This window comes from Bradyrhizobium sp. USDA 4503 (assembly GCF_054055815.1).
This window is the reverse complement of record NZ_JBSRXS010000001.1, coordinates 4562513-4580088: the sequence shown is the minus strand read 5'-3', so window position 1 is coordinate 4580088 and position 17576 is coordinate 4562513. Positions and strand designations below refer to the sequence as shown.

General features: G+C 66.8%; 19 protein-coding genes. 6 read left to right on the top strand and 13 right to left on the bottom strand.

Features of this window, described 5'->3' with window-relative positions:
* Positions 1 to 10: 10 nt before the first annotated feature.
* The 5 genes from uvrB to ACVMIH_RS22145 form a co-directional block, all read right to left on the bottom strand.
* Complete coding sequence (gene uvrB, locus ACVMIH_RS22165; RefSeq protein WP_076829859.1) at positions 11 to 2923, bottom strand: excinuclease ABC subunit UvrB; 2913 nt, start codon at positions 2921 to 2923, stop codon at positions 11 to 13.
* 112 nt (positions 2924 to 3035) lie between these two features.
* Positions 3036 to 3242, bottom strand: a complete 207-nt coding sequence (locus tag ACVMIH_RS22160; protein WP_371852155.1) for a hypothetical protein — start codon at positions 3240 to 3242, stop codon at positions 3036 to 3038.
* Entirely contained in the window at positions 3239 to 3475 is a 237-nt protein-coding gene (locus ACVMIH_RS22155) for a hypothetical protein (protein ID WP_038377734.1), read from the bottom strand. The genes ACVMIH_RS22160 and ACVMIH_RS22155 overlap by 4 nt, the downstream gene beginning before the upstream one ends.
* A 108-nt stretch (positions 3476 to 3583) precedes the next feature.
* Positions 3584 to 4804 carry an NAD(P)-binding domain-containing protein gene (locus tag ACVMIH_RS22150; protein WP_456863355.1) on the bottom strand — a complete coding sequence of 407 codons (1221 nt, stop codon included), beginning with the start codon at positions 4802 to 4804 and terminating at the stop codon, positions 3584 to 3586.
* Entirely contained in the window at positions 4797 to 5699 is a 903-nt protein-coding gene (locus ACVMIH_RS22145) for a LysR substrate-binding domain-containing protein (protein ID WP_069276582.1), read from the bottom strand. Before ACVMIH_RS22145 ends, ACVMIH_RS22150 begins: the two co-directional genes overlap by 8 nt.
* Before the next feature lie 112 nt (positions 5700 to 5811).
* Here ACVMIH_RS22145 and ACVMIH_RS22140 point away from each other — a divergent pair, with 112 nt between their 5' ends.
* Entirely contained in the window at positions 5812 to 6045 is a 234-nt protein-coding gene (locus tag ACVMIH_RS22140; protein ID WP_057019043.1) for a hypothetical protein, read from the top strand.
* 106 nt (positions 6046 to 6151) lie between these two features.
* Here the strand turns inward: ACVMIH_RS22140 and ACVMIH_RS22135 are convergent, their stop codons facing one another.
* The 3 genes from ACVMIH_RS22135 to ACVMIH_RS22125 are packed head-to-tail and all read right to left on the bottom strand — an operon-like array spanning position 6152 to position 8169.
* Positions 6152 to 6829 carry an SCO family protein gene (locus tag ACVMIH_RS22135; RefSeq protein WP_456863352.1) on the bottom strand — a complete coding sequence of 226 codons (678 nt, stop codon included), beginning with the start codon at positions 6827 to 6829 and terminating at the stop codon, positions 6152 to 6154.
* Positions 6826 to 7941 (bottom strand): MBL fold metallo-hydrolase, encoded by a 1116-nt coding sequence (locus ACVMIH_RS22130; RefSeq protein WP_456863349.1) that lies wholly within the window; start codon positions 7939 to 7941, stop codon positions 6826 to 6828. The genes ACVMIH_RS22135 and ACVMIH_RS22130 overlap by 4 nt, the downstream gene beginning before the upstream one ends.
* Before the next feature lie 48 nt (positions 7942 to 7989).
* The gene (locus ACVMIH_RS22125) at positions 7990 to 8169 is read right to left on the bottom strand and encodes a hypothetical protein (protein WP_456782613.1); all 180 of its coding nucleotides are present in this window, start codon (positions 8167 to 8169) and stop codon (positions 7990 to 7992) included.
* Between ACVMIH_RS22125 and ACVMIH_RS22120 the strand changes: the two genes are divergently transcribed.
* Positions 8168 to 8875, top strand: coding sequence for a glutathione binding-like protein (locus ACVMIH_RS22120; RefSeq protein WP_316399154.1), 708 nt, complete (start codon positions 8168 to 8170; stop codon positions 8873 to 8875). The genes ACVMIH_RS22125 and ACVMIH_RS22120 overlap by 2 nt on opposite strands.
* Before the next feature lie 118 nt (positions 8876 to 8993).
* On the opposite strand, the gene ACVMIH_RS22115 is transcribed toward ACVMIH_RS22120, so the two are convergent.
* Positions 8994 to 9785 (bottom strand): crotonase/enoyl-CoA hydratase family protein, encoded by a 792-nt coding sequence (locus ACVMIH_RS22115; RefSeq protein WP_316399153.1) that lies wholly within the window; start codon positions 9783 to 9785, stop codon positions 8994 to 8996.
* Positions 9786 to 9864: 79 nt separating this feature from the next.
* Between ACVMIH_RS22115 and ACVMIH_RS22110 the strand changes: the two genes are divergently transcribed.
* Complete coding sequence (locus tag ACVMIH_RS22110; RefSeq protein WP_057019048.1) at positions 9865 to 10467, top strand: TetR/AcrR family transcriptional regulator; 603 nt, start codon at positions 9865 to 9867, stop codon at positions 10465 to 10467.
* Positions 10468 to 10566: 99 nt separating this feature from the next.
* Here ACVMIH_RS22110 and ACVMIH_RS22105 read toward each other — a convergent pair whose 3' ends face one another.
* The gene (locus ACVMIH_RS22105) at positions 10567 to 11241 is read right to left on the bottom strand and encodes an HAD family hydrolase (protein ID WP_456863347.1); all 675 of its coding nucleotides are present in this window, start codon (positions 11239 to 11241) and stop codon (positions 10567 to 10569) included.
* A gap of 315 nt (positions 11242 to 11556) precedes the next feature.
* Between ACVMIH_RS22105 and ACVMIH_RS22100 the strand changes: the two genes are divergently transcribed.
* From ACVMIH_RS22100 to ACVMIH_RS22090, 3 genes are all read left to right on the top strand, one after another.
* The gene (locus ACVMIH_RS22100) at positions 11557 to 13140 is read left to right on the top strand and encodes a DUF1800 domain-containing protein (protein WP_456863344.1); all 1584 of its coding nucleotides are present in this window, start codon (positions 11557 to 11559) and stop codon (positions 13138 to 13140) included.
* Positions 13137 to 14366 (top strand): DUF1501 domain-containing protein, encoded by a 1230-nt coding sequence (locus ACVMIH_RS22095; protein ID WP_456863342.1) that lies wholly within the window; start codon positions 13137 to 13139, stop codon positions 14364 to 14366. Before ACVMIH_RS22100 ends, ACVMIH_RS22095 begins: the two co-directional genes overlap by 4 nt.
* Positions 14367 to 14446: 80 nt before the next feature.
* Positions 14447 to 14791 (top strand): endonuclease domain-containing protein, encoded by a 345-nt coding sequence (locus tag ACVMIH_RS22090; RefSeq protein ID WP_057015131.1) that lies wholly within the window; start codon positions 14447 to 14449, stop codon positions 14789 to 14791.
* Positions 14792 to 14858: 67 nt separating this feature from the next.
* Here the strand turns inward: ACVMIH_RS22090 and ACVMIH_RS22085 are convergent, their stop codons facing one another.
* The 3 genes from ACVMIH_RS22085 to ACVMIH_RS22075 form a co-directional block, all read right to left on the bottom strand.
* Complete coding sequence (locus ACVMIH_RS22085) at positions 14859 to 15800, bottom strand: aldo/keto reductase (protein ID WP_253625425.1); 942 nt, start codon at positions 15798 to 15800, stop codon at positions 14859 to 14861.
* A 272-nt stretch (positions 15801 to 16072) separates the two neighbouring features.
* Entirely contained in the window at positions 16073 to 16534 is a 462-nt protein-coding gene (locus ACVMIH_RS22080) for a GNAT family N-acetyltransferase (protein ID WP_057015132.1), read from the bottom strand.
* Positions 16535 to 16637: 103 nt separating this feature from the next.
* Positions 16638 to 17453 carry a PAS domain-containing protein gene (locus ACVMIH_RS22075; RefSeq protein WP_076829885.1) on the bottom strand — a complete coding sequence of 272 codons (816 nt, stop codon included), beginning with the start codon at positions 17451 to 17453 and terminating at the stop codon, positions 16638 to 16640.
* Positions 17454 to 17576 lie beyond the last annotated feature (123 nt).

The following is a 17576-nucleotide window of genomic DNA, read 5'->3' as shown; positions in this document are numbered from 1 at the left end:
AAAGGTTGCTCTACCGCTTCTTCCACCCGCCCCGCTTGCCTGGCGCGCCGCCGCTCGACCGCGGCGACGGGCCGAACTCCGGCCCCGACTGCCGCGAGTCGGTCGGCTGGATGATGCGGCTCGTGGTGCCGAACGGCTTGGCGGGCAGCGCGCCGCTGGGGCGGAAGGGCAGCGATTCCGGGCCGTGCATCTCGTCGAGATCGGGCTTGTGGATGCGTGAGCCGGACTTGCCGCCGCGGCTCGCCTTGAGCGAGGTCTGCGCCGACTTGTTCTTCAATGCGCTGACCGGCAGGTTGGCGGCATCGCCGTATTTTCTTGTGCCGGCATAGGCGCCGGCCTGCTTCTGCACGTTGCGCTGCTTGGCGGTGGGGTCGTCGACCACGGCCATCTCGGTGGCGCGCAGCCGCTTGACCTCGTCGCGCAGTCGCGCGGCCTCCTCGAAGTTCAAATCGGCCGCGGCCTCGCGCATCCGCGTTTCGAGATCGCTCAGCACGGCCTCGAAATTATGCCCGATACTGATGACGTCGTCGGCGATGCCGCCGTCGCCGATCTCGACCAGCACGTGGTCGCGCTCGTAGACGGAGTTGAGGATGTCGCCGATCGACTTCTTCACGCTCTCCGGCGTGATGCCGTTGGCCTCGTTGTACTCGACCTGCTTCTCGCGGCGCCGCGTGGTCTCGGCCATCGCGCGCTCCATCGAGCCGGTCATGCTGTCGGCATAGAGGATGACCTTGCCGTCGACGTTGCGCGCGGCGCGGCCGATGGTCTGGATCAGCGAGGTTTCGCTGCGCAGGAAACCTTCCTTGTCGGCGTCGAGGATCGCGACCAGCGCGCATTCGGGAATGTCGAGGCCCTCGCGCAACAGGTTGATGCCGACCAGCGCGTCGAATGCGCCGAGTCTGAGGTCCCTGATGATCTCGATGCGCTCGATGGTGTCGATATCCGAGTGCATGTAGCGGACGCGGATGCCCTGCTCGTGCAGATATTCGGTGAGGTCCTCCGCCATGCGCTTGGTGAGCACCGTGATCAGCGAGCGATAGCCGGCCGCCGCGGTGGCGCGCACCTCGCCGACGAGATCGTCGACCTGGGTGCGGGCAGGGCGGATGTCCACGGGAGGATCGATGAGGCCGGTCGGACGGATCACCTGCTCGACGAACACGCCGCCGCTTTCGTTCAGCTCCCAGCCGCTCGGCGTCGCCGACACCGCAACCGTCTGCGGCCGCATCATGTCCCACTCCTCGAAGCGGAGCGGCCGGTTGTCCATGCAGGAGGGCAGGCGGAAGCCGTATTCGGCGAGCGTCGCCTTGCGGCGGAAGTCGCCGCGGAACATGGCGCCGATCTGCGGCACGGTGACGTGGCTCTCGTCGGCGAAGATCAGCGCGTTGTCCGGTACATATTCGAACAGCGTCGGCGGCGGTTCGCCGGGGCGGCGCCCGGTGAGATAGCGCGAATAGTTCTCGATGCCGGCGCAGCTTCCGGTCGCCTCCATCATCTCGAGATCGAAGGTGGTGCGCTGCTCGAGTCGCTGTGCCTCCAAGAGGCGGCCCTGGTCGTTGAGCTGGTCGAGGCGCTGCTTCAACTCCGATTTGATCGACTTGATCGCCTGCACCAGCGTCGGGCGCGGCGTCACATAGTGCGAGTTGGCGTACATCTTGATGAATTCGAGCTCGTCCTGCTTGTGGCCGGTGAGCGGATCGAACTCCTCGATCGTCTCGATGGTGTCGCCGAACAGGTTCACCCGCCAGGCGCGGTCCTCATAGTGCGCCGGGAAGATGTCGATGACGTCGCCGCGGACGCGGAAGGTGCCGCGGGTGAAGTCGGCCTGGGTGCGCTTGTACTGGAGAGCAACGAGGTCGGCGATGAGCTGCCGCTGATCGATGCGCTCGCCCTTCTTCAAGGCGAAGGTCATCGCGGTGTAGGTCTCGACCGAGCCGATACCGTAGATGCAGGACACGGAAGCGACGATGATGACGTCGTCGCGCTCGAGCAGCGCGCGCGTCGCCGAGTGACGCATGCGGTCGATCTGTTCGTTGATCGAGGAATCCTTCTCGATATAGGTGTCGGTGCGCGGGACGTAGGCTTCCGGCTGGTAGTAGTCGTAATAGCTGACGAAATACTCGACGGCGTTGTCGGGGAAGAAGTTCTTGAACTCGCCATAGAGCTGGGCGGCCAGCGTCTTGTTCGGCGCCAGGATCAGCGCCGGGCGCTGCGTCGCCTCGATCACCTTGGCCATGGTGTAGGTCTTGCCCGAGCCGGTGACGCCGAGCAGCACCTGGGTGCGGTCGTTGCGGTCGATGCCCTCGACCAGCTCGGCGATCGCGGTCGGCTGGTCGCCTTTCGGCTGGTAGTCGGACTTGATCTCGAAGCGCACGCCGCCTTCGGATTTTTCCGGGCGCGGCGGGCGGTGCGGGGTCCACACCCGCATCGAGCCGTCGTCCTTGCGGAATTCCGGGCGGCCGTCGCGGATCAGGTTCTCCAGCGCGTCGGCAGTCGCCTTGACGCCGAGCGCCTCCATCTTGCTGCGCGGCGGCCGCGCCAGGGCTTCGTCGTCGTCCTCGGCGGTCGGCAGGCCGAGCTGCCGCGCCAGTTCCGGATCGAGGGTCGGGATCGTGGCCGAGGTTCCGTAATTGGCCTGCGGGGCCTCCTCGAGCCCGGAAGCATCGCGCTTCGCGACGCCCTCGCTGGTCTCGCGCGTCGACGCCCGCGCGCGATGCGCGGCGGCCTCGCCGCCGGCGCGACGGTCCCAGGAATTGTCCGGCGGCGGCTGCAGGCCGGTGCCCGAACCCATGCCGGCATCGCCGCGGTTGATCGCCGGATTGAGCAATTCGGCAAGCGCGGGCCCGATCGGGAGGACCTCGGGCCGGTGTGCTTTGGATTTGGGGGTTTTGCCGGGCTTTTTCGGAGTGTTCGGTGTCTTCGCCATGCCCCGAATATGGGACGAGTCCGGCAGCGAGAAAAGGGCAAACGGCGGCCGGATCGCTGCTCGGGCAAGGCTGCTGACAGCAGGGTGTCAGCAGGCGGCGGCTTCGCGGCCTTTACGCCCGCGGCAGGTCGACGATGTCGAGATGGATCCCGCCGCAGCCGTCGCAGCGCATGGTCCAGTATTCGGCGGCGCGGCCGGGGATCACGCGCAGCAGCGAAAGCGATGCGGCACATTCCGGGCAGCTGGTGCGGACCTGCGCCGGCCAGACCGGATCCGGCTCGCATTGCGGGACGGCGGCGACCACGACGTTACCGGTCACGCCGACGCTTCGGCCGCCGGCATTGTCATGCCATAGCGTTGCGGGAACCGGTCGATAGCCCGCTTCGCGTCGGCGATCGCCGCATCCGGATCGGACCACGCAAAGCCGATGTCGAGCGTCGGAAACAGCATGCCATCGATGACGACCGGCCTTTGATCGACCCGTTGAACCCTGGCGTGCCATTGCCCCTTCCCCACTTCGAACGACTTGATCTCAAAACCGCTGTAAATCATGTGCGACCTCGAAATGCCCTTCTCAAAGGAAGCACGAGCGCGTTGCGCTAAATGTGAAGCAGTTCACAACTCGCCGGGTTTATTTCCGCGCAGCAAAGGAACCCGGAGCTAGCCGCGGCCGGCGATGTGGTCGGCGAGCACCGCGGCATCGTCGCCGACGCCTGACAGGAACGAGGATTTCATCTTCGACAGCCATTGCAGGCCGAGGAAATAGAGGCCCGGCACTTCGGAGACGCCATGGCGGTGGCGCGGGGCCCCGGCGGCATCCAGCACCGGTATGTCGATCCAGTTCAGATCGAGACCGTAGCCGGTGGCCCAGATCACGCTCCTGATCCGCGCGGCGCGCAGGTCGATCGCGTCGAGCGGCGCGGTAAGGCACGGCGGATTGGGCAGGCGGAGGCGCGCCAAGGGATCATCGGGATGATCGAGGCCGCGCGCCGCGACGAAGTCGTCGACGATCCCGAGGAACGTCGCGTAATAGGCGTCGCCATTGGCGATGTTGGCGGCGAGATCGGGCGCGATCTCGAGCACGCCGTCGCGCGCCGCCGTCACGCGGCCGAGCAGGGTCACGCCGCCGGCGGCGAAGCGGCGGAAATCGACGGTGTGGCCGCCATGGGCGCCGGAAATCACCGGCAGCAGCCGCGACGGGCCGCGCTGCTCGACCGGCGTCCGGTCGATGCCCATCTCGGCCAGCCACCAGATCAGATCGCGGCCGCGATAGCGGCGCGGCAGGCGGTTGTGATGTCCGACCGAGAGGAAGACCTCGCGGCCGGCGCGCATCAGCTCTTCGGCGATCTGCGCGCCCGAGGCGCCGGCACCGACCACCAGCACCGCGCCGTCAGGCAATTGCGCCGGATTTTTGTAGCCGGCGGCATCGATCTGGAACAGGCCGGGATGCTTGCGCAGCAGCGCGGGCCGCAGCGGCCGTTGATAGGGACCGGTGGCGATGACGACGTTGCGGGCTGCAATGCTGCCGCCGGCAAATTCGGCGAGGAAACCGCCGGCGTCGTGGCGCAGCCTGGTGACCGCGACACCGCAGCGGATCGGCGGCGCGACGAACGCGGCGTAGTCCTCGATGAAGGCGATGATGGCGGCGGTGTCCGAGAAGCCGTCGGGATCGCTGTGCGGAAACGCGAAATCCGGCAGCCGCACCGACCAGTTCGGAAACTGGAACATGAGGCCGTCCCAGCGTTCGCTGCGCCAGCGCTCGGCGATGCGCCCCCGCTCCAGCACCAGATGGGCTATGCCGCGCTGCTTCAGCCGATGGCTCATGGTGAGCCCGGCCTGGCCGCCGCCGATCACCAGCGTATCGACGGTCTCGTCAGGCACTGCGCGATCCCTTGCGGCGGGCCGCGGGCTCCGCCGCGGCGCGGATGATCCAGCGCCGGAACGCGGCGAAATCGCGCTGTTCGGCGTGGAAGCCGCGATAGACCAGATACCAGCGCATGCCCTTCGGCACGCTGAGCGCAAACGGCGCCACCAGCCGGCCGGCGGCGAGATCGTCGTCGATATAGGGCCGGATGCCCATCGCGATGCCGAGCCCGTCGCTAGCTGCCTGCAGCGCCTGGCCGTAAAACTGGAATTCCGGCCCGCGCGCGGTCAGGCGCGGCACGCCCGCGGCCTTCAGCCAGGACGGCCAGTCGTCGGGCGAATGCGCGACGCGGATCAGGCTCGGGCCCTTGAGGTCGGCGGGGCGCTTCAGGGTGTTGGCGAGCCGCGCCGTGCACACCGGCATCAGATCGGCGGCGAACAGCGGCTCGGCGACGAGGCCCGGCCACTGGCCGTCGCCGAGCTGGATGCCGCAGCTCCAGTCGTCGGCGAACGGCACCGCCATGCCGCCGGTCGTGATCCGCACCTCGATGTCGGGCTCCGCTTTGCGGAACTCGGCGAGGTGCGGGATCATCCATTTCAGCGCAAAGGTCGGTCCGACGCCGACGGTCAGCACCCGCGCGCTCGCGGATGCCGTGACCTGCGCGGTGAGGCTCGCGAGCGCGTCGAAGATCGGCGTCAGCCCGCCCTGATAGGCGCGGCCCGCCGGCGTGGTGACGAGGCGGTTGGCCTTGCGCTCGAACAGCGCGACGCCGAGCCGCTCCTCGAGCAGATGCACCATCCGGCTGATCGCGGCGGCCGAGACATTGAGCTCGCTGCCCGCCGCCGCGAAGCTGCCGGTCCGCGCCGCGGCTTCGAACGCCTTGATGCCGTTGAGAAAGAGCAGCCGCCGCATGAACCCTCAGGAAAACTGATGCAAGGTCAAGATAACTCAGTTTGCCGGAAGAGGCCAAGCGGCGCAGAAATACCGGAGACAATGAATCCCTGCTGATCCCGGCGAGGACCACATGACAGAGACCACAGACGCCCTGGTGCTCGATCTCGTGGAATGGGTGGCGCGCGGGCCGCGGCGCTATACCGAGGTGCTCGAAGTCTGGCGCACCTCATGCCCGCGGCTGACGATCTGGGAGGACGCCGTTGACCGCGGCTATGTCGCGCGCCGTCCCTCGGTTGAGGGCATGCGGGTAACGGTGACGGAAACCGGTGAGACATTCTTGCGCGCGCATGGGCGGATACATTGAGTCCGGCGATTTGTCCGATCCGCCTGCCGAACTGCTTTCTTCACCTCACCCGCAAGCGGGAGAGGGGGCGCAGTATTGACGCGGCTGGAATTGCCAATCTCTGATGTCAGCGTACCGGTTCGGCGAGCCGTGGCCGGATGATCTCGACCATCCGGTCGGCTGATGTCCCCGGCGGAAAGAAGCCGAGATAATTGCCCTCGCGGTCCATCAAATAGATGTAGGCGGTGTGATCGACGGTATAGTCGCCGGCATCCTTCAGCGGCACCCGCGCGAAGTAGACCTTGTAGGCATCAGCGAGCTTGCGGATCGCATCACCGCTGCCGGTCAGTCCGATCAGGCGCGGGTGGAACATCGGCACATACTCCGCGAGGTGGGCCGCGGTGTCGCGCTCGGGATCGACCGTGATGAAGATCGGTTGCACCTGGTCGCCGTCGCGGCCGAGCTTGTCGAGCGCCAGGGCGATCGCCTGCAGATCGGTAGGGCAGATGTCGGGGCAGGTGGTGAAGCCGAAATAGATCAGCATCAGCTTGCCGCGAAACTCCTTGTCGGTGCGTTCATGGCCGGCCTGATCGGTCAGCGCGAACGGGCCGCCGACCGGCTCCCTGTTCCACATCAGGATGTCCATGATCTCGGCGGCCGAGCGCGCCGATTGCGGCGGCGCATCGGCGGCCAGCACCGGCGCCAGCGTCAGCCACAGGCCGGCGCCGGCGAATGCCAGGCCCGCGCCAGCGAATGCCAAGCCCGCGCCAGCGAATGCAATGACGCGCAGGATCGGCGCGATCATATGCCGAAGGAGAGGCGGCTGCCCGTCGTCGTGACCAGCACCTTGTCGCCCATCTGCGCGGTCGCCTCCTGCACGAAGTTGAGCCCGGAGCAGTGCATCGGGATCAGCACGTCGGGGTCGAGCTTCCTGATCTCGGCGACCACCTCGGTGAGGTAATCCTTCGGCGCCGGCCCGAGATGGAAACCGCCGACGATGGCGTGCACCTTCTGGATACCGGAGACCTCCTGCGCCTGCTTCACCGAATTGACGATGCCGACATGGCCGCAGGACGAGATCACGACGAGGCCGAAGTCCCGAACGTTGAAGCAGGTGGCGTGCTCATGGATGTGCTCGTCGGGCACGATCTTGCCGTCCATCTCGGCCGGCAGATAGTGGCTGGCGTTGCAGCCGAGCCCGTCCTTGATGCCGAACTCGACCCAGGTCTGCGGCAGCACGCGCTCGATGCTGCGGCGGGTGATCTTGCCGGTGGTGAAGGCGTGGCCGGCGATCACGGTCGGGGTCTCGCACAGCACCGTGGTGACGCGCTGCGCCGCGAGCTGGCGGCGATCGAGCGTGCCGAAATCGTTGAACTGGCCCTTGGTCGGCGTTGCGCTGACGCGGTGGCAGAAATTGTCCTCGCCGCCGGCATAGAGCTTCACGTCGGCCGGCAGCTTGTCGCGGAACTTGTCGAGGAAGCCGTTGAGGCCGCCGAAATGGTCGTAATGCCCGTGGCTCACGATCAGCCCATCGAGCTTCGCCGGATCGACGCCGACCAGCGCCATGTTGTTGAGCAGCACCTCCGGCGTGTAGCCGTAGTCGAGCATCAGCGTGCGCCGTGCGCCCTTGGCTTCCGACTCGAGCCACAGCGACAGGCCCCATTCATTGTGCAGCGACTTCTGGTAGTCGGCGGAGCGCGGCGGCGGCGCGATGGTGACGCCGCCGGCCTGCTTCGGCTTGAAGAACAAATCGAAGCTGGAATCGACCAGCACGCGGATCGAGAGCTTGTCGACGGTCGGCACCTCGATCGGTGCGGCGCTCGCGATCTCGACGCAGGAGAAGGCGCCCGCGGCTGCGGCGCCGGCGAGCGCCGCCGAACCTTTCAGGAAATCACGTCGTGCCAAATCCCGCGTCATCGCAATCCCCCGTGTTTTGAAAACTTTTCAATACCAAACACGTTGAGCCTAGGAGCAATCGGGACGCGGCTCAATCGGGCACTTGCGCTGCTTGCAGATCACATTCGCGCGCGGTGCAATGCGGGCGCCATTGACTTGGGTGCGGTTATGCGTCCAACTCCATGCATTCGCATCTTTCTCGCCGATGCACGACATCGGCAGTCCCTGGCAATGCAGGATCACGCCCATGATCGACCTTCACTACTGGTCCACGCCGAACGGTCACAAGATAACGATGTTCCTTGAGGAAACCGGATTGGAGTACAGGATTTTCCCGGTGAACATCGGCAAGGGCGATCAGTTCAAGCCGGATTTTTTGCAGATCGCGCCGAACAACCGCATCCCCGCAATCCTCGATCACGCGCCGAAGGGCGGCGGCAAGCCGCTACAGCTGTTCGAGTCCGGCGCGATCCTGCTCTATCTCGCCGAGAAGACCGGACAATTCCTGCCGGCCGATATCCATGGCCGCTATGACGCGATCCAGTGGACGTTCTGGCAGATGGGCGGGCTCGGGCCGATGGCCGGGCAGAACCACCATTTCCGCAACTACGCCGTCGAGAAGCTGCCTTACGCGATCGACCGCTATGTCAACGAGACCAACCGGCTCTACGGCGTGCTCAACAAGCGGCTCGCCGACCGCGAATTCGTCGCCGGCGACTACTCGATCGCCGACATGGCGAGCTATCCCTGGGTCGTGCCCTACAAGAACCAGGGCCAGGAGATCGACGATTTCCCGCATCTGAAGCGCTGGCTGGAGACGATCGGCAAGCGCCCGGCGACCGTGCGCGCCTATGCCAAGGCGAAGGAGGTCAATCCGAATTTCGGCCAGCCCGCGATCCGCACCGAGGAAGAGCGCAAGTTGCTGTTCGGGCAGACCGCGGCGGTGGTGCGGTAGGGCGAACTCCTCCGTCATTGCGAGGAGCGAAGCGACGAAGCAATCCATCTTTCCGCGTATGCGGGTCGATGGATTGCTTCGCTTCGCTCGCAATGACGGATGTAGCACGCGCGGGTTTTCAAGCCCCGACATACCTCGCCAGCCGCCGTTCCTTCCACGCCGCGAGCCCCTCGGCGAGATCGCGGCCCGGCACCAGCGCGGCGAACTGCTCGCTCTCGACCAAAAGGCCCTCGGCAATCGGCATGTTGAGCCCGCGCGTCACAGCGGTGATGGTGCCGGCGACGGCGCCGGGCGAATGCCTGGTGATGCGGCCGGCGAGCTCGCGCGCGGCCGTCAGCAATTGATCGTGCGGCACGATCTGATTGACCAGCCCGATCTCACGCGCATGCTCGGGCGGAAACGGATCGCCTGCGAGGAGCAGCTCCAGGGCGCGCTTGCGTCCGGCCAGCCGCGGCAGCCGCTGCGTGCCGCCGAAGGTCGGGGGCATGCCGAGCTTGATCTCGGGTTTTGCAAATAGCGCGCGGTCGCTGGCGACAGCGAGATGCACCGCCTCGGTGATCTCGCAGCCGCCGCCGAAGGCGAGCCCGTTGATCGCGGCGATCACGGGCTTCTTGAATGCCTCGAGCCGCGCGGTCATGGCCTGGCCGCGGCGGACGAAGTCGCGCACCGCGACGGCGGAGCCCTGCTTGACGCTCTCGGAAAACTGCTTGATGTCGGCGCCGGCCGAGAAGGCCCGCTCGCCGGCCCCGGTCAAAATCACGGCGCGCACCTCAGCGTCGCCCTCGATGCGGTCGAGCGCGGCCATCAGCTGATCGATCAGCGCGTAGTTCAGCGCGTTGAGCTGCTCCGGACGGTTCAGGGTGATCAGGGCGATCGTGTCGGTGATCTCGAGCAGGATGGGGGCGGGCATGATGCAGTCTCCAGTGTCGGGCCGAATGTAGGGCCAGCCGCAATTTGTGTATATTCACTGGTTAGTATACATACGCGCCATGCCCAGACCCTCCGAGCCCACCCGCGAGCGCATCGTCCAGGCGGCGAGCGCGCTGTTCTACAATGAAGGCATTCGCCGCGTCAGCGTCGACGAGGTCGCCGCCAAGGCCGGCCTCACCAAGCGCACGCTGTACTATCACTTCAAGAGCAAGGACGATCTGGTCGCTGCCTATCTCGCCGCGCGCGACCAGCCCAATCTCGCGCTGTTCCGAAAGTGGTTCGCGGAGGCCGAGGGTGGCCTGCCGGTGAAGGTCGAGGCGATCTTCAGGAACCTCGCGCGCTCGGCGCGGCATCCGAAGTGGAAGGGCTGCGGCTTCCTGCGCACCTCCGCCGAACTCGCCAACATGCCCGGGCATCCCGCGATCAGGATCGGCGCCGCGCACAAGAAGAAGTTCGAGGACTGGCTGCGCGCGACCTTCGCGGAGCAGGGCATCGCCGATCCGCTCAAACTGGCGCGGCAGATCCTCTTGCTGCTGGACGGATCGTTCGCCGTGGTGCTGCTGCATCGCGACCCGAGCTACATGGAGACCGCCGGCGAGGCCGCGCGCACACTGATCGAGACGGCGCTGGGGAAGCAGGGCGTAAGCGGGGTTAGGACATGACGAGAGTAGGTTGAATGGTAGTCGCGAAGGCGGTGCGCTCCCTGCCCCGCAAGCGGGAGAGGTGCAGCAGCCTGCGGCGAGACCGTCTCGCAATGACGGCTAAAGCGCGCCGCGCTCCTGCAGCAGCGCCAGCACGGCGTTGAGATCCGGCAGCACGGCCGCGCATTTCGCGTGGGTCTCATCTGTCGGCGGCGCCATGTCCGGCACCATCAGCGTGATGGCGCCGGCGGCGTGGGCGGCGGCGACGCCGTGGTTGGAGTCTTCCACCGCGATGCAGGACGCCGGCCTCACGCCGAGCCGCGCGGCGGCCTTGAGATAGAGCTCGGGATCCGGCTTGCCCTGCGCGACATCGTCAAGCGTCAGCAGCGTGTCGAAGCGCGCGCGGATGCCGGCGAGGGTGAGGTTGCGTTCGGCCGAACGGCGCGATGACGAGGTGACGATCGCCATCGGGCGCTCCGCAAGCGCGAGCGCATCGAGCAGAGCGAGCGTGCCTGATTTGAGCGGCAGGCCCGACCGCATCATCCGATCGCGATGTTCGAGAAACGCTTGGTTGACGTCCGCGAGCGGAAACGCCGCGCCGTAATGGTCGCGCAGCATCGCCTCGCAGACCGGGCCGGGAAGCCCGACCATGGAGTGGCACAGCGCGACGACGTCGTCGGTGTAGCCGCACACGTTCAGCGCCGCGACCAGGCTGTCGAAGTAAACCTTCTCGGTGTCGAGCAGCGTGCCGTCCATGTCGAGCAGGACGGCGTCGACGGTCCAGCGTGCGTTCACGTGGCGCTCACCGCTGCTTGCTGTTCCGCGAGCTTCCGCAAGCATGCGGGGCACAGGCAGTCGCCGCCGTCGGTCGGCATCGGCAGGCGAAAACTCTCATCGCAGCACCAGCATGCTCCGGTGAGCGAGCAGGAAAATTCGCTGCCGCATGCCGTGCAGGCAAGCTGGCGCGGAGATGCTGGTTTGGAACGATCGTTTGACGAGAGGTCCATTCTAACCGCGATTTAATGCGCGAATTAATCTCGGGTTCATCCCGGACCGCGCTATGATGCCAGGCAACTGATATAGCCGGGATAGGCCGTTAAGGGAATTCTGATGGCCCGTGATTCGCAAGCCGCGCTGGTTGCCCTCAACCGGTTTGGATTCGGTGCCCGCGGCGGGGCGTCCGGCGACTTCATCAACGCCGCCTCCGATCCGCGCGGTTTCGTGCTGGCGGAACTGGCGCGTCCGAACGGCGCGCTGCTCGAAGTGCCGGGCCTGCTCTCGACGCCGGAGCTCGGCAAGCAGGTGTTCGACTATCAGTTCGAGATCCAGCAGGCGCGCAATGCCGCGAAGGTCGCGCAGCAAGGCGCGAGCGAGACACCGCCGCAAGGGTCCGACGCAAAGCCGGCGCAGCGGCGCAATCTGTCGCTGTCCACGGCCGCCAAGGAGATCGCCGGCAAGGATCCGGCGATGCAGGCGCAGGGCGCCGATGGCGCCAACGCGGCGATGACGCCGTCGGCTCCGATGCAGCCTCCGACGATGCAGACGGTGGCTGGTCCGCCCAAGCCGCCGGCGCAACCGCTCAACATCATCCAGAAGACGTTCCGCGCCGAGGCGCTGGCGCGCCTGCAGCGCGGCGTGGTCGCCGATTGCGGCTTCGTCGAACGGCTCGTGGTGTTCTGGTCCAACCACTTCTGCGTCTCCGCCAACAAGGGCGCGCTGGCGCGGATGTGGGCCGGCTCGTTCGAGCGCGAGGCGATCCGTCCGCATGTGCTCGGCCGTTTCCCGGACATGCTGAAGGCCGTCGAGCAGCATCCGGCGATGCTGTTCTTTCTCGACAACCAGCAATCGCTCGGCCCGGAGTCGCGCGCCGGCATCAACCGCAATCGCGGCCTGAACGAGAATCTCGCGCGCGAGATCATGGAGCTGCATACGCTCGGCGTCGGCGGCGGCTACACCCAGGACGATGTGACGGCGCTGGCGCGCGTCATCACCGGCTGGACCTTTGCCGGCCGCCGTGGGCAGTTAGGTGTGCCCGGCAGCTTCGTGTTCAACGCCAATGCGCACCAGCCCGGACCGCAGCAGGTGCTCGGCAAGAGCTACGCGCAGGCGGGCGTCGCGCAGGGCGAGGCGGTGCTGGCGGACATCGCGCGGCATCCCTCGACCGCAAAATTCATCGCGACCAAGTTCGCGCGCCACTTCGTCGCCGACGATCCGCCGCCGGCGCTGGTGGCGAGGCTGCAGGATATGTTCACGAAAACGGACGGCGATCTCAGGGCGCTGGCCACCGCGCTCGTCCAGTCCAGCGAGGCCTGGCAGGCGCCGCTGACAAAGATGCGTTCGCCTTACGAATTCCTGGTCGCCTCCGGCCGCCTGCTGGCGCGCAATCCCGAGGATCCGAGCCGCTATCTCAATGGCCTCAATGTGCTCGGCCAGCCGCTGTGGTCGCCGGCCGGGCCGAACGGATTTTCGGACACCGCCGCGGCCTGGGCGGCGCCTGAAGGCATCAAGCTCAGGCTCGACATTTCGGCGCAAGTCGCCTCCCAGCTCGCCGACCGGTTCGACCCGCGCGACCTGCTCGAGCTCATTGCCGCCGATGCAGCCTCGCCCGAGACGCGGCGCACCATCGAGCGCGCGGAATCGCGGCAGCAGGCGCTGGCGCTGCTGTTGATGTCGCCCGAGTTCCAGAGGAGATGACGATGGAATGCTCCGAGAGCCTGATGCTGCAGGCGACGTCGCGGCGCGCGCTGCTGCTCGGCGGCGCCTCCTTTGCGGCCTGGGCCTACCTCCCGAAATTCGCGCGCGCCGCCGATGGCCGCGATCCGCGCTTCGTCACCATCATCCTGCGCGGTGCACTCGACGGCCTCGCCACGGTCGCACCGGTCGGCGATCCTGATTATGCCGGCTTGCACGGCGCGATCGCGCTGCGCCCCGATGGCCCGAACGCGGCGGTGATGCTGGATCAGTTCTTCGCCCTGCATCCGGCGATGCCGGAATTTTCGCGGATGTATCGCGCCAAGCAGGCCGCGGTGGTTCATGCGGTGGCGACCTCCTATCGCGATCGCTCGCATTTCGACGGTCAGGACGTGCTGGAAAGCGGCTTCCCCGGTCCGGGCCGCGTGCAGTCCGGCTGGCTCAATCGCGCGCTGGAAGCCTTGCCGAAAGGCGAGCGGGTGACGAGCGCGCTCGCGGTCGGCCCGACCACGCCGCTGGTGCTGCGCGGCGCGGCGCCGACCGTCGGCTGGGCCCCGAGCGCGCTACCGCAAGCCGCCGACGACACCGCGATGCGGCTGCTCGATCTCTATCAGCACCGCGATCCGGCGCTGGCGAGCGCGCTGACGCAAGGCTTGCAGCTCGAGAAGCAGGCGCAGGGCGAGGAGATGAAGCCGAAGCCCGGGGCGGGCGGCGTGGCGGCGATGCGCCTCGTGGCGCGGGGCGCCGCGAAATTGATGGCGGCCGATGACGGCCCGAGGATCGGCGCGCTCGCCTTCGACGGCTGGGATACCCATGCCAATGAAGGCGGGCCGGTCGGCCGCCTCGCGCAACTGCTCGGCGGCCTCGACGGCGCGCTGGCGGAATTCCAGAGCGGCCTCGGCGCGCGCTGGCGCGACACCGTGATCGTGGTCGCGACCGAGTTCGGCCGCACCGCGCGCATCAACGGCACCGAGGGCACCGACCACGGCACCGGCACCATCGCGCTGCTCGCCGGCGGCGCGGTGAATGGCGGCCGCATGATCACCGACTGGCCCGGCCTCAAGCCCGCCAATCTCTACCAGGCCCGCGACCTCGCCCCGACCACCGACCTGCGCGCCGTGATCAAGGGCGTGCTGCACGACCAGTTCGGCCTCGGCGAGCGCGTGCTGGCCGATGCCGTGTTTCCGGACAGCGCCCCGGTAAAGCCGATGAAGGGGCTGGTGGCTTGACTTCCTCGACCTCTCCCCGCTCTTTGCGGGGAGAGGTCGGAAGCGACGCATCGCGTTGCTTCCGGGTGAGGGGCAGGGCAATGCGTGGCCGCAAGGAAACACCTATCCGACTCGCGAAAGGGCTGCGCGCCAATCAAACGGACGCGGAGACCGTGCTTTGGAATCGCATCCGCAATCGCCAGATTGATGGCCATAAGTTCGCACGGCAGGTGCCGGTCGGGAGTTACATTTGCGACTTCGTCTGCCGCGAGCGACGGCTCGTGATCGAAGTGGATGGCGGTCAGCACGCGGACTCAGCTGCAGACGTGGTCCGGGACTGGTATCTCACCGGGGAGGGCTATCGCGTGCTTCGCTTCTGGAACAACGATGTGCTCGGCAACGTCGAGGGTGTGTTGATTACAATTCAGACTGAGTTGCGCGGATAGATGCCCCTCACCCCGACCCTCTCCCCGTGAAGGACGGGGACAGGGAGCGGAGAGAGTGCCGTTCGCTTCACGCCTTCGTTATCCCATCGATCTCCGCCATCTCCTCCGCGGAGAGCTTCCAGCTGATCGCCTTGACGTTCTGCTCGATCTGCTCGGGACGCGTCGCCCCGGCGATGACGCTTGCGACTTGCGGGCGGGCGGCGAGCCAGGAGAAGGCGAGCTCGAGCATGGCGTGGCCGCGCTCCCTGGCAAACGCCTGCAGCTTCTCGACGATGTCCTCGTTGCGCGGCGTGACGTAGCGATCCTTCAGGGCCGGCGCCTTGGCGAAGCGGGTATCGGCGGGTGCAGCGGCGCCGCGCTGGTACTTGCCGGTCAACAGGCCGCTGGCGAGCGGGAAGAACGGCAGCAGGCCGAGATTGTATTGCTGCGCCGCCGGCAGCAGGTCCTTCTCGATGCCGCGCACCAGGAGGCTGTATTCGTCCTGGCAGGACACGAAGCGGTTCATGTTCATCTGGCGCGCGACGTACTCGGCTTCGGCGATCCGCCAGGCCGGGAAGTTGGAGTTGCCGATGTAGCGCACCTTGCCCTGGCGGACGAGATCGTCGAGCGCGCGCAGCGTCTCGTCGATCGGGGTGAGCGGATCGTAGTCGTGCTGCTGGTAGAGATCGATATAGTCGGTCTTCAGGCGAGTGAGGCTCGCTTCGACCGCCGACATGATGTAGCGCCGCGAGGCGCCCTGCTTGGTGCCGTCGGTCGCCATCGGCTTGGAGAATTTGGTGGCGAGCACGATGTCCTTGCGGCGGTCGCCCAGCACGGTGCCGAGCACGGTCTCCGAGCCGCCCATGCCGGCATAGATGTCGGCGGTGTCGAACAGCGTGATGCCGAGATCGATCGCCTTGTGGATCACCTTGCGCGAGGTCTCGAGGTCGGTGCGCTGGCCGAAATTGTTGCAGCCGAGGCCGACCGCGGACACGCGCAGCCCAGAGCCGCCGAGATTACGAATTTCCATGAGACAATCCTGTGGGATAGGCGAGCGGTGCCGCGTATTGTGACAAGCACACTAGGGCCCGGCAAGGTGCCGTCCTACCGCCGATGACGCATGACGATGTCGCAAAATGAGATGCCGCAAAAAAAAGCGGTCCCGGTCAGACGCGGCGACTGACGGGGACCGCTTGGCGAAGATCTGAGACGGGGGGCCTGATCTGCGCGAGCGGAAGCCTAGCCGGGCTTTGTAACGTGCCGGTGACACCTCTGTTCAATCCACAGGCCGCGAAGATCCGCTCAGACAATCTTGCGATAGATGACGAAGCCCGGCTTGTCTGCGACCTTGTCATAAAGCTGCATCGCGGTGTGGTTGGTCTCATGCGTCTGCCAGTAGACGCGTGGCGATCCCGCGAGCCTGGCCTGCGCGTAAACCCCGTTGATCAACGCGCGGCCAACGCCCTTGCCGCGTGCGGCTTCGCTGGTGAACAGATCCTGCAAATAGCAGGTTGGCGCGATCGCGGTGGTCGAGCGGTGAAACAGATAATGCGTCAGCCCGAGCAATCTGCCGCCGGCGTCGGCGACCAGCGCGTGCACCGGCTCATAGGCATCGAAGAAGCGTTCCCACGTCATCGCGGTGATCTCGGGCGCGAGCGCGGTCGGCCCGGATCGCTCATAGAAAGCATTGTAGCCGTCCCACAGAGGAAGCCACTGGGCGTAGTCGTCGCGGGTGATGAAGCGGATGGTGACGTCGTCGGCCATGGACATCCCTGGATGATCCTGCGGTTGCGGGCGATGCCTCGGCACCGCTCGCAAGGTTCTACCGTCGCTATCTCGCAGGATCAATTGCGGACGAGGTCGCGCCTCACTCGGCGGCGCGCAGCAGCCGCGCCAGACGGCGCTCGCGCCCGGCGCGCTGGGCCCGATATTCATCGGCCTTGGCGGGATCGTCGGTGTGCCGCACGAGGTCGGTGACCGGCGTGTAGCTCAGCATGCGGCCGCCGTCCGGCAGTGCGGTGCAGCTGAAGCGCAGCACCTGGCCGTCGGCGAGGTTGAGATTGATCGGCGTGGAGTCGCCGGCGCGCATCATCGCGATGCGCTCGGCGATGAATGCGCTCAGCTCGTCTTCCGGCAGTTCATAGGCGCCGGTGTCGCGGCCGTGATACATCAGCGCGACGAAGGGCGGCTTGCTCTCGGCCTGCGCATCCGACAGCGCGAAATAGTCGCGGAAGGCGCGGTTGATGAATTCGGCGCGGGTGTCGGCGTCGAGCAGCACGATGCCGATGTCGACCTGGTCGAGCGCGGCTGCGAGCCGCTCCGCGGTGGCGTGATGCTGCTGGTCCGCGGCAAAGGCGTCGATCCATTTCTGCCGTAGCATTCCGGTGATCACGGCGGTGCCGGCCGCGGTCGCCGCCAGCATCAGCATCCGCGCGACGTCGGCGGTGTCGTAACCGGGCAGCGCGCGATGATTGAGGAAGAACAGCGCCGAGGCGGCCACCGCGATCGCGGCGGAGATCAGCCCGGAGGTGATGCCGCTGATCGAGCTCGCAAGCGCCACGATGCAGACGAACAGCGGCGCGGGATTGGGGACGGCGACAACGAGGCGATCGAGCAGGAAGGCGGCGGATGCCGTGATCGCCGTCAGGGCCGGACCTGAAATTGCACGCCAGTCGAACCGCATGCGCGTTCTCGCTATCTATCAAACGAACGATAAAGCCGCAGTTTGACGACAGGGCCGCAACCGCGCCGGCATTTCCTTCCCGACCGTTAAGCGGGCGTTGCGGGGGCCGAACCAGCTTTCGCT

Excerpts from the sequence above, each read along its gene's own strand:
- ACVMIH_RS22110 (WP_057019048.1), top strand. The coding sequence starts at position 9,865 with ATGCCCAGACCCTCCGAGCCCACCCGCGAGCGCATCGTCCAGGCGGCG.
- ACVMIH_RS22100 (WP_456863344.1), top strand. The coding sequence starts at position 11,557 with ATGGCCCGTGATTCGCAAGCCGCGCTGGTTGCCCTCAACCGGTTTGGA.
- ACVMIH_RS22145 (WP_069276582.1), bottom strand. The coding sequence starts at position 5,699 with ATGCGGCGGCTGCTCTTTCTCAACGGCATCAAGGCGTTCGAAGCCGCG.
- ACVMIH_RS22125 (WP_456782613.1), bottom strand. The coding sequence starts at position 8,169 with ATGGGCGTGATCCTGCATTGCCAGGGACTGCCGATGTCGTGCATCGGC.
- ACVMIH_RS22095 (WP_456863342.1), top strand. The coding sequence starts at position 13,137 with ATGACGATGGAATGCTCCGAGAGCCTGATGCTGCAGGCGACGTCGCGG.
- ACVMIH_RS22080 (WP_057015132.1), bottom strand. The coding sequence starts at position 16,534 with ATGGCCGACGACGTCACCATCCGCTTCATCACCCGCGACGACTACGCC.
- uvrB (WP_076829859.1), bottom strand. The coding sequence starts at position 2,923 with ATGGCGAAGACACCGAACACTCCGAAAAAGCCCGGCAAAACCCCCAAA.
- ACVMIH_RS22130 (WP_456863349.1), bottom strand. The coding sequence starts at position 7,941 with ATGACGCGGGATTTGGCACGACGTGATTTCCTGAAAGGTTCGGCGGCG.
- ACVMIH_RS22120 (WP_316399154.1), top strand. The coding sequence starts at position 8,168 with ATGATCGACCTTCACTACTGGTCCACGCCGAACGGTCACAAGATAACG.
- ACVMIH_RS22155 (WP_038377734.1), bottom strand. The coding sequence starts at position 3,475 with ATGATTTACAGCGGTTTTGAGATCAAGTCGTTCGAAGTGGGGAAGGGG.
- ACVMIH_RS22090 (WP_057015131.1), top strand. The coding sequence starts at position 14,447 with ATGCGTGGCCGCAAGGAAACACCTATCCGACTCGCGAAAGGGCTGCGC.
- ACVMIH_RS22115 (WP_316399153.1), bottom strand. The coding sequence starts at position 9,785 with ATGCCCGCCCCCATCCTGCTCGAGATCACCGACACGATCGCCCTGATC.
- ACVMIH_RS22135 (WP_456863352.1), bottom strand. The coding sequence starts at position 6,829 with ATGATCGCGCCGATCCTGCGCGTCATTGCATTCGCTGGCGCGGGCTTG.
- ACVMIH_RS22075 (WP_076829885.1), bottom strand. The coding sequence starts at position 17,453 with ATGCGGTTCGACTGGCGTGCAATTTCAGGTCCGGCCCTGACGGCGATC.
- ACVMIH_RS22140 (WP_057019043.1), top strand. The coding sequence starts at position 5,812 with ATGACAGAGACCACAGACGCCCTGGTGCTCGATCTCGTGGAATGGGTG.
- ACVMIH_RS22085 (WP_253625425.1), bottom strand. The coding sequence starts at position 15,800 with ATGGAAATTCGTAATCTCGGCGGCTCTGGGCTGCGCGTGTCCGCGGTC.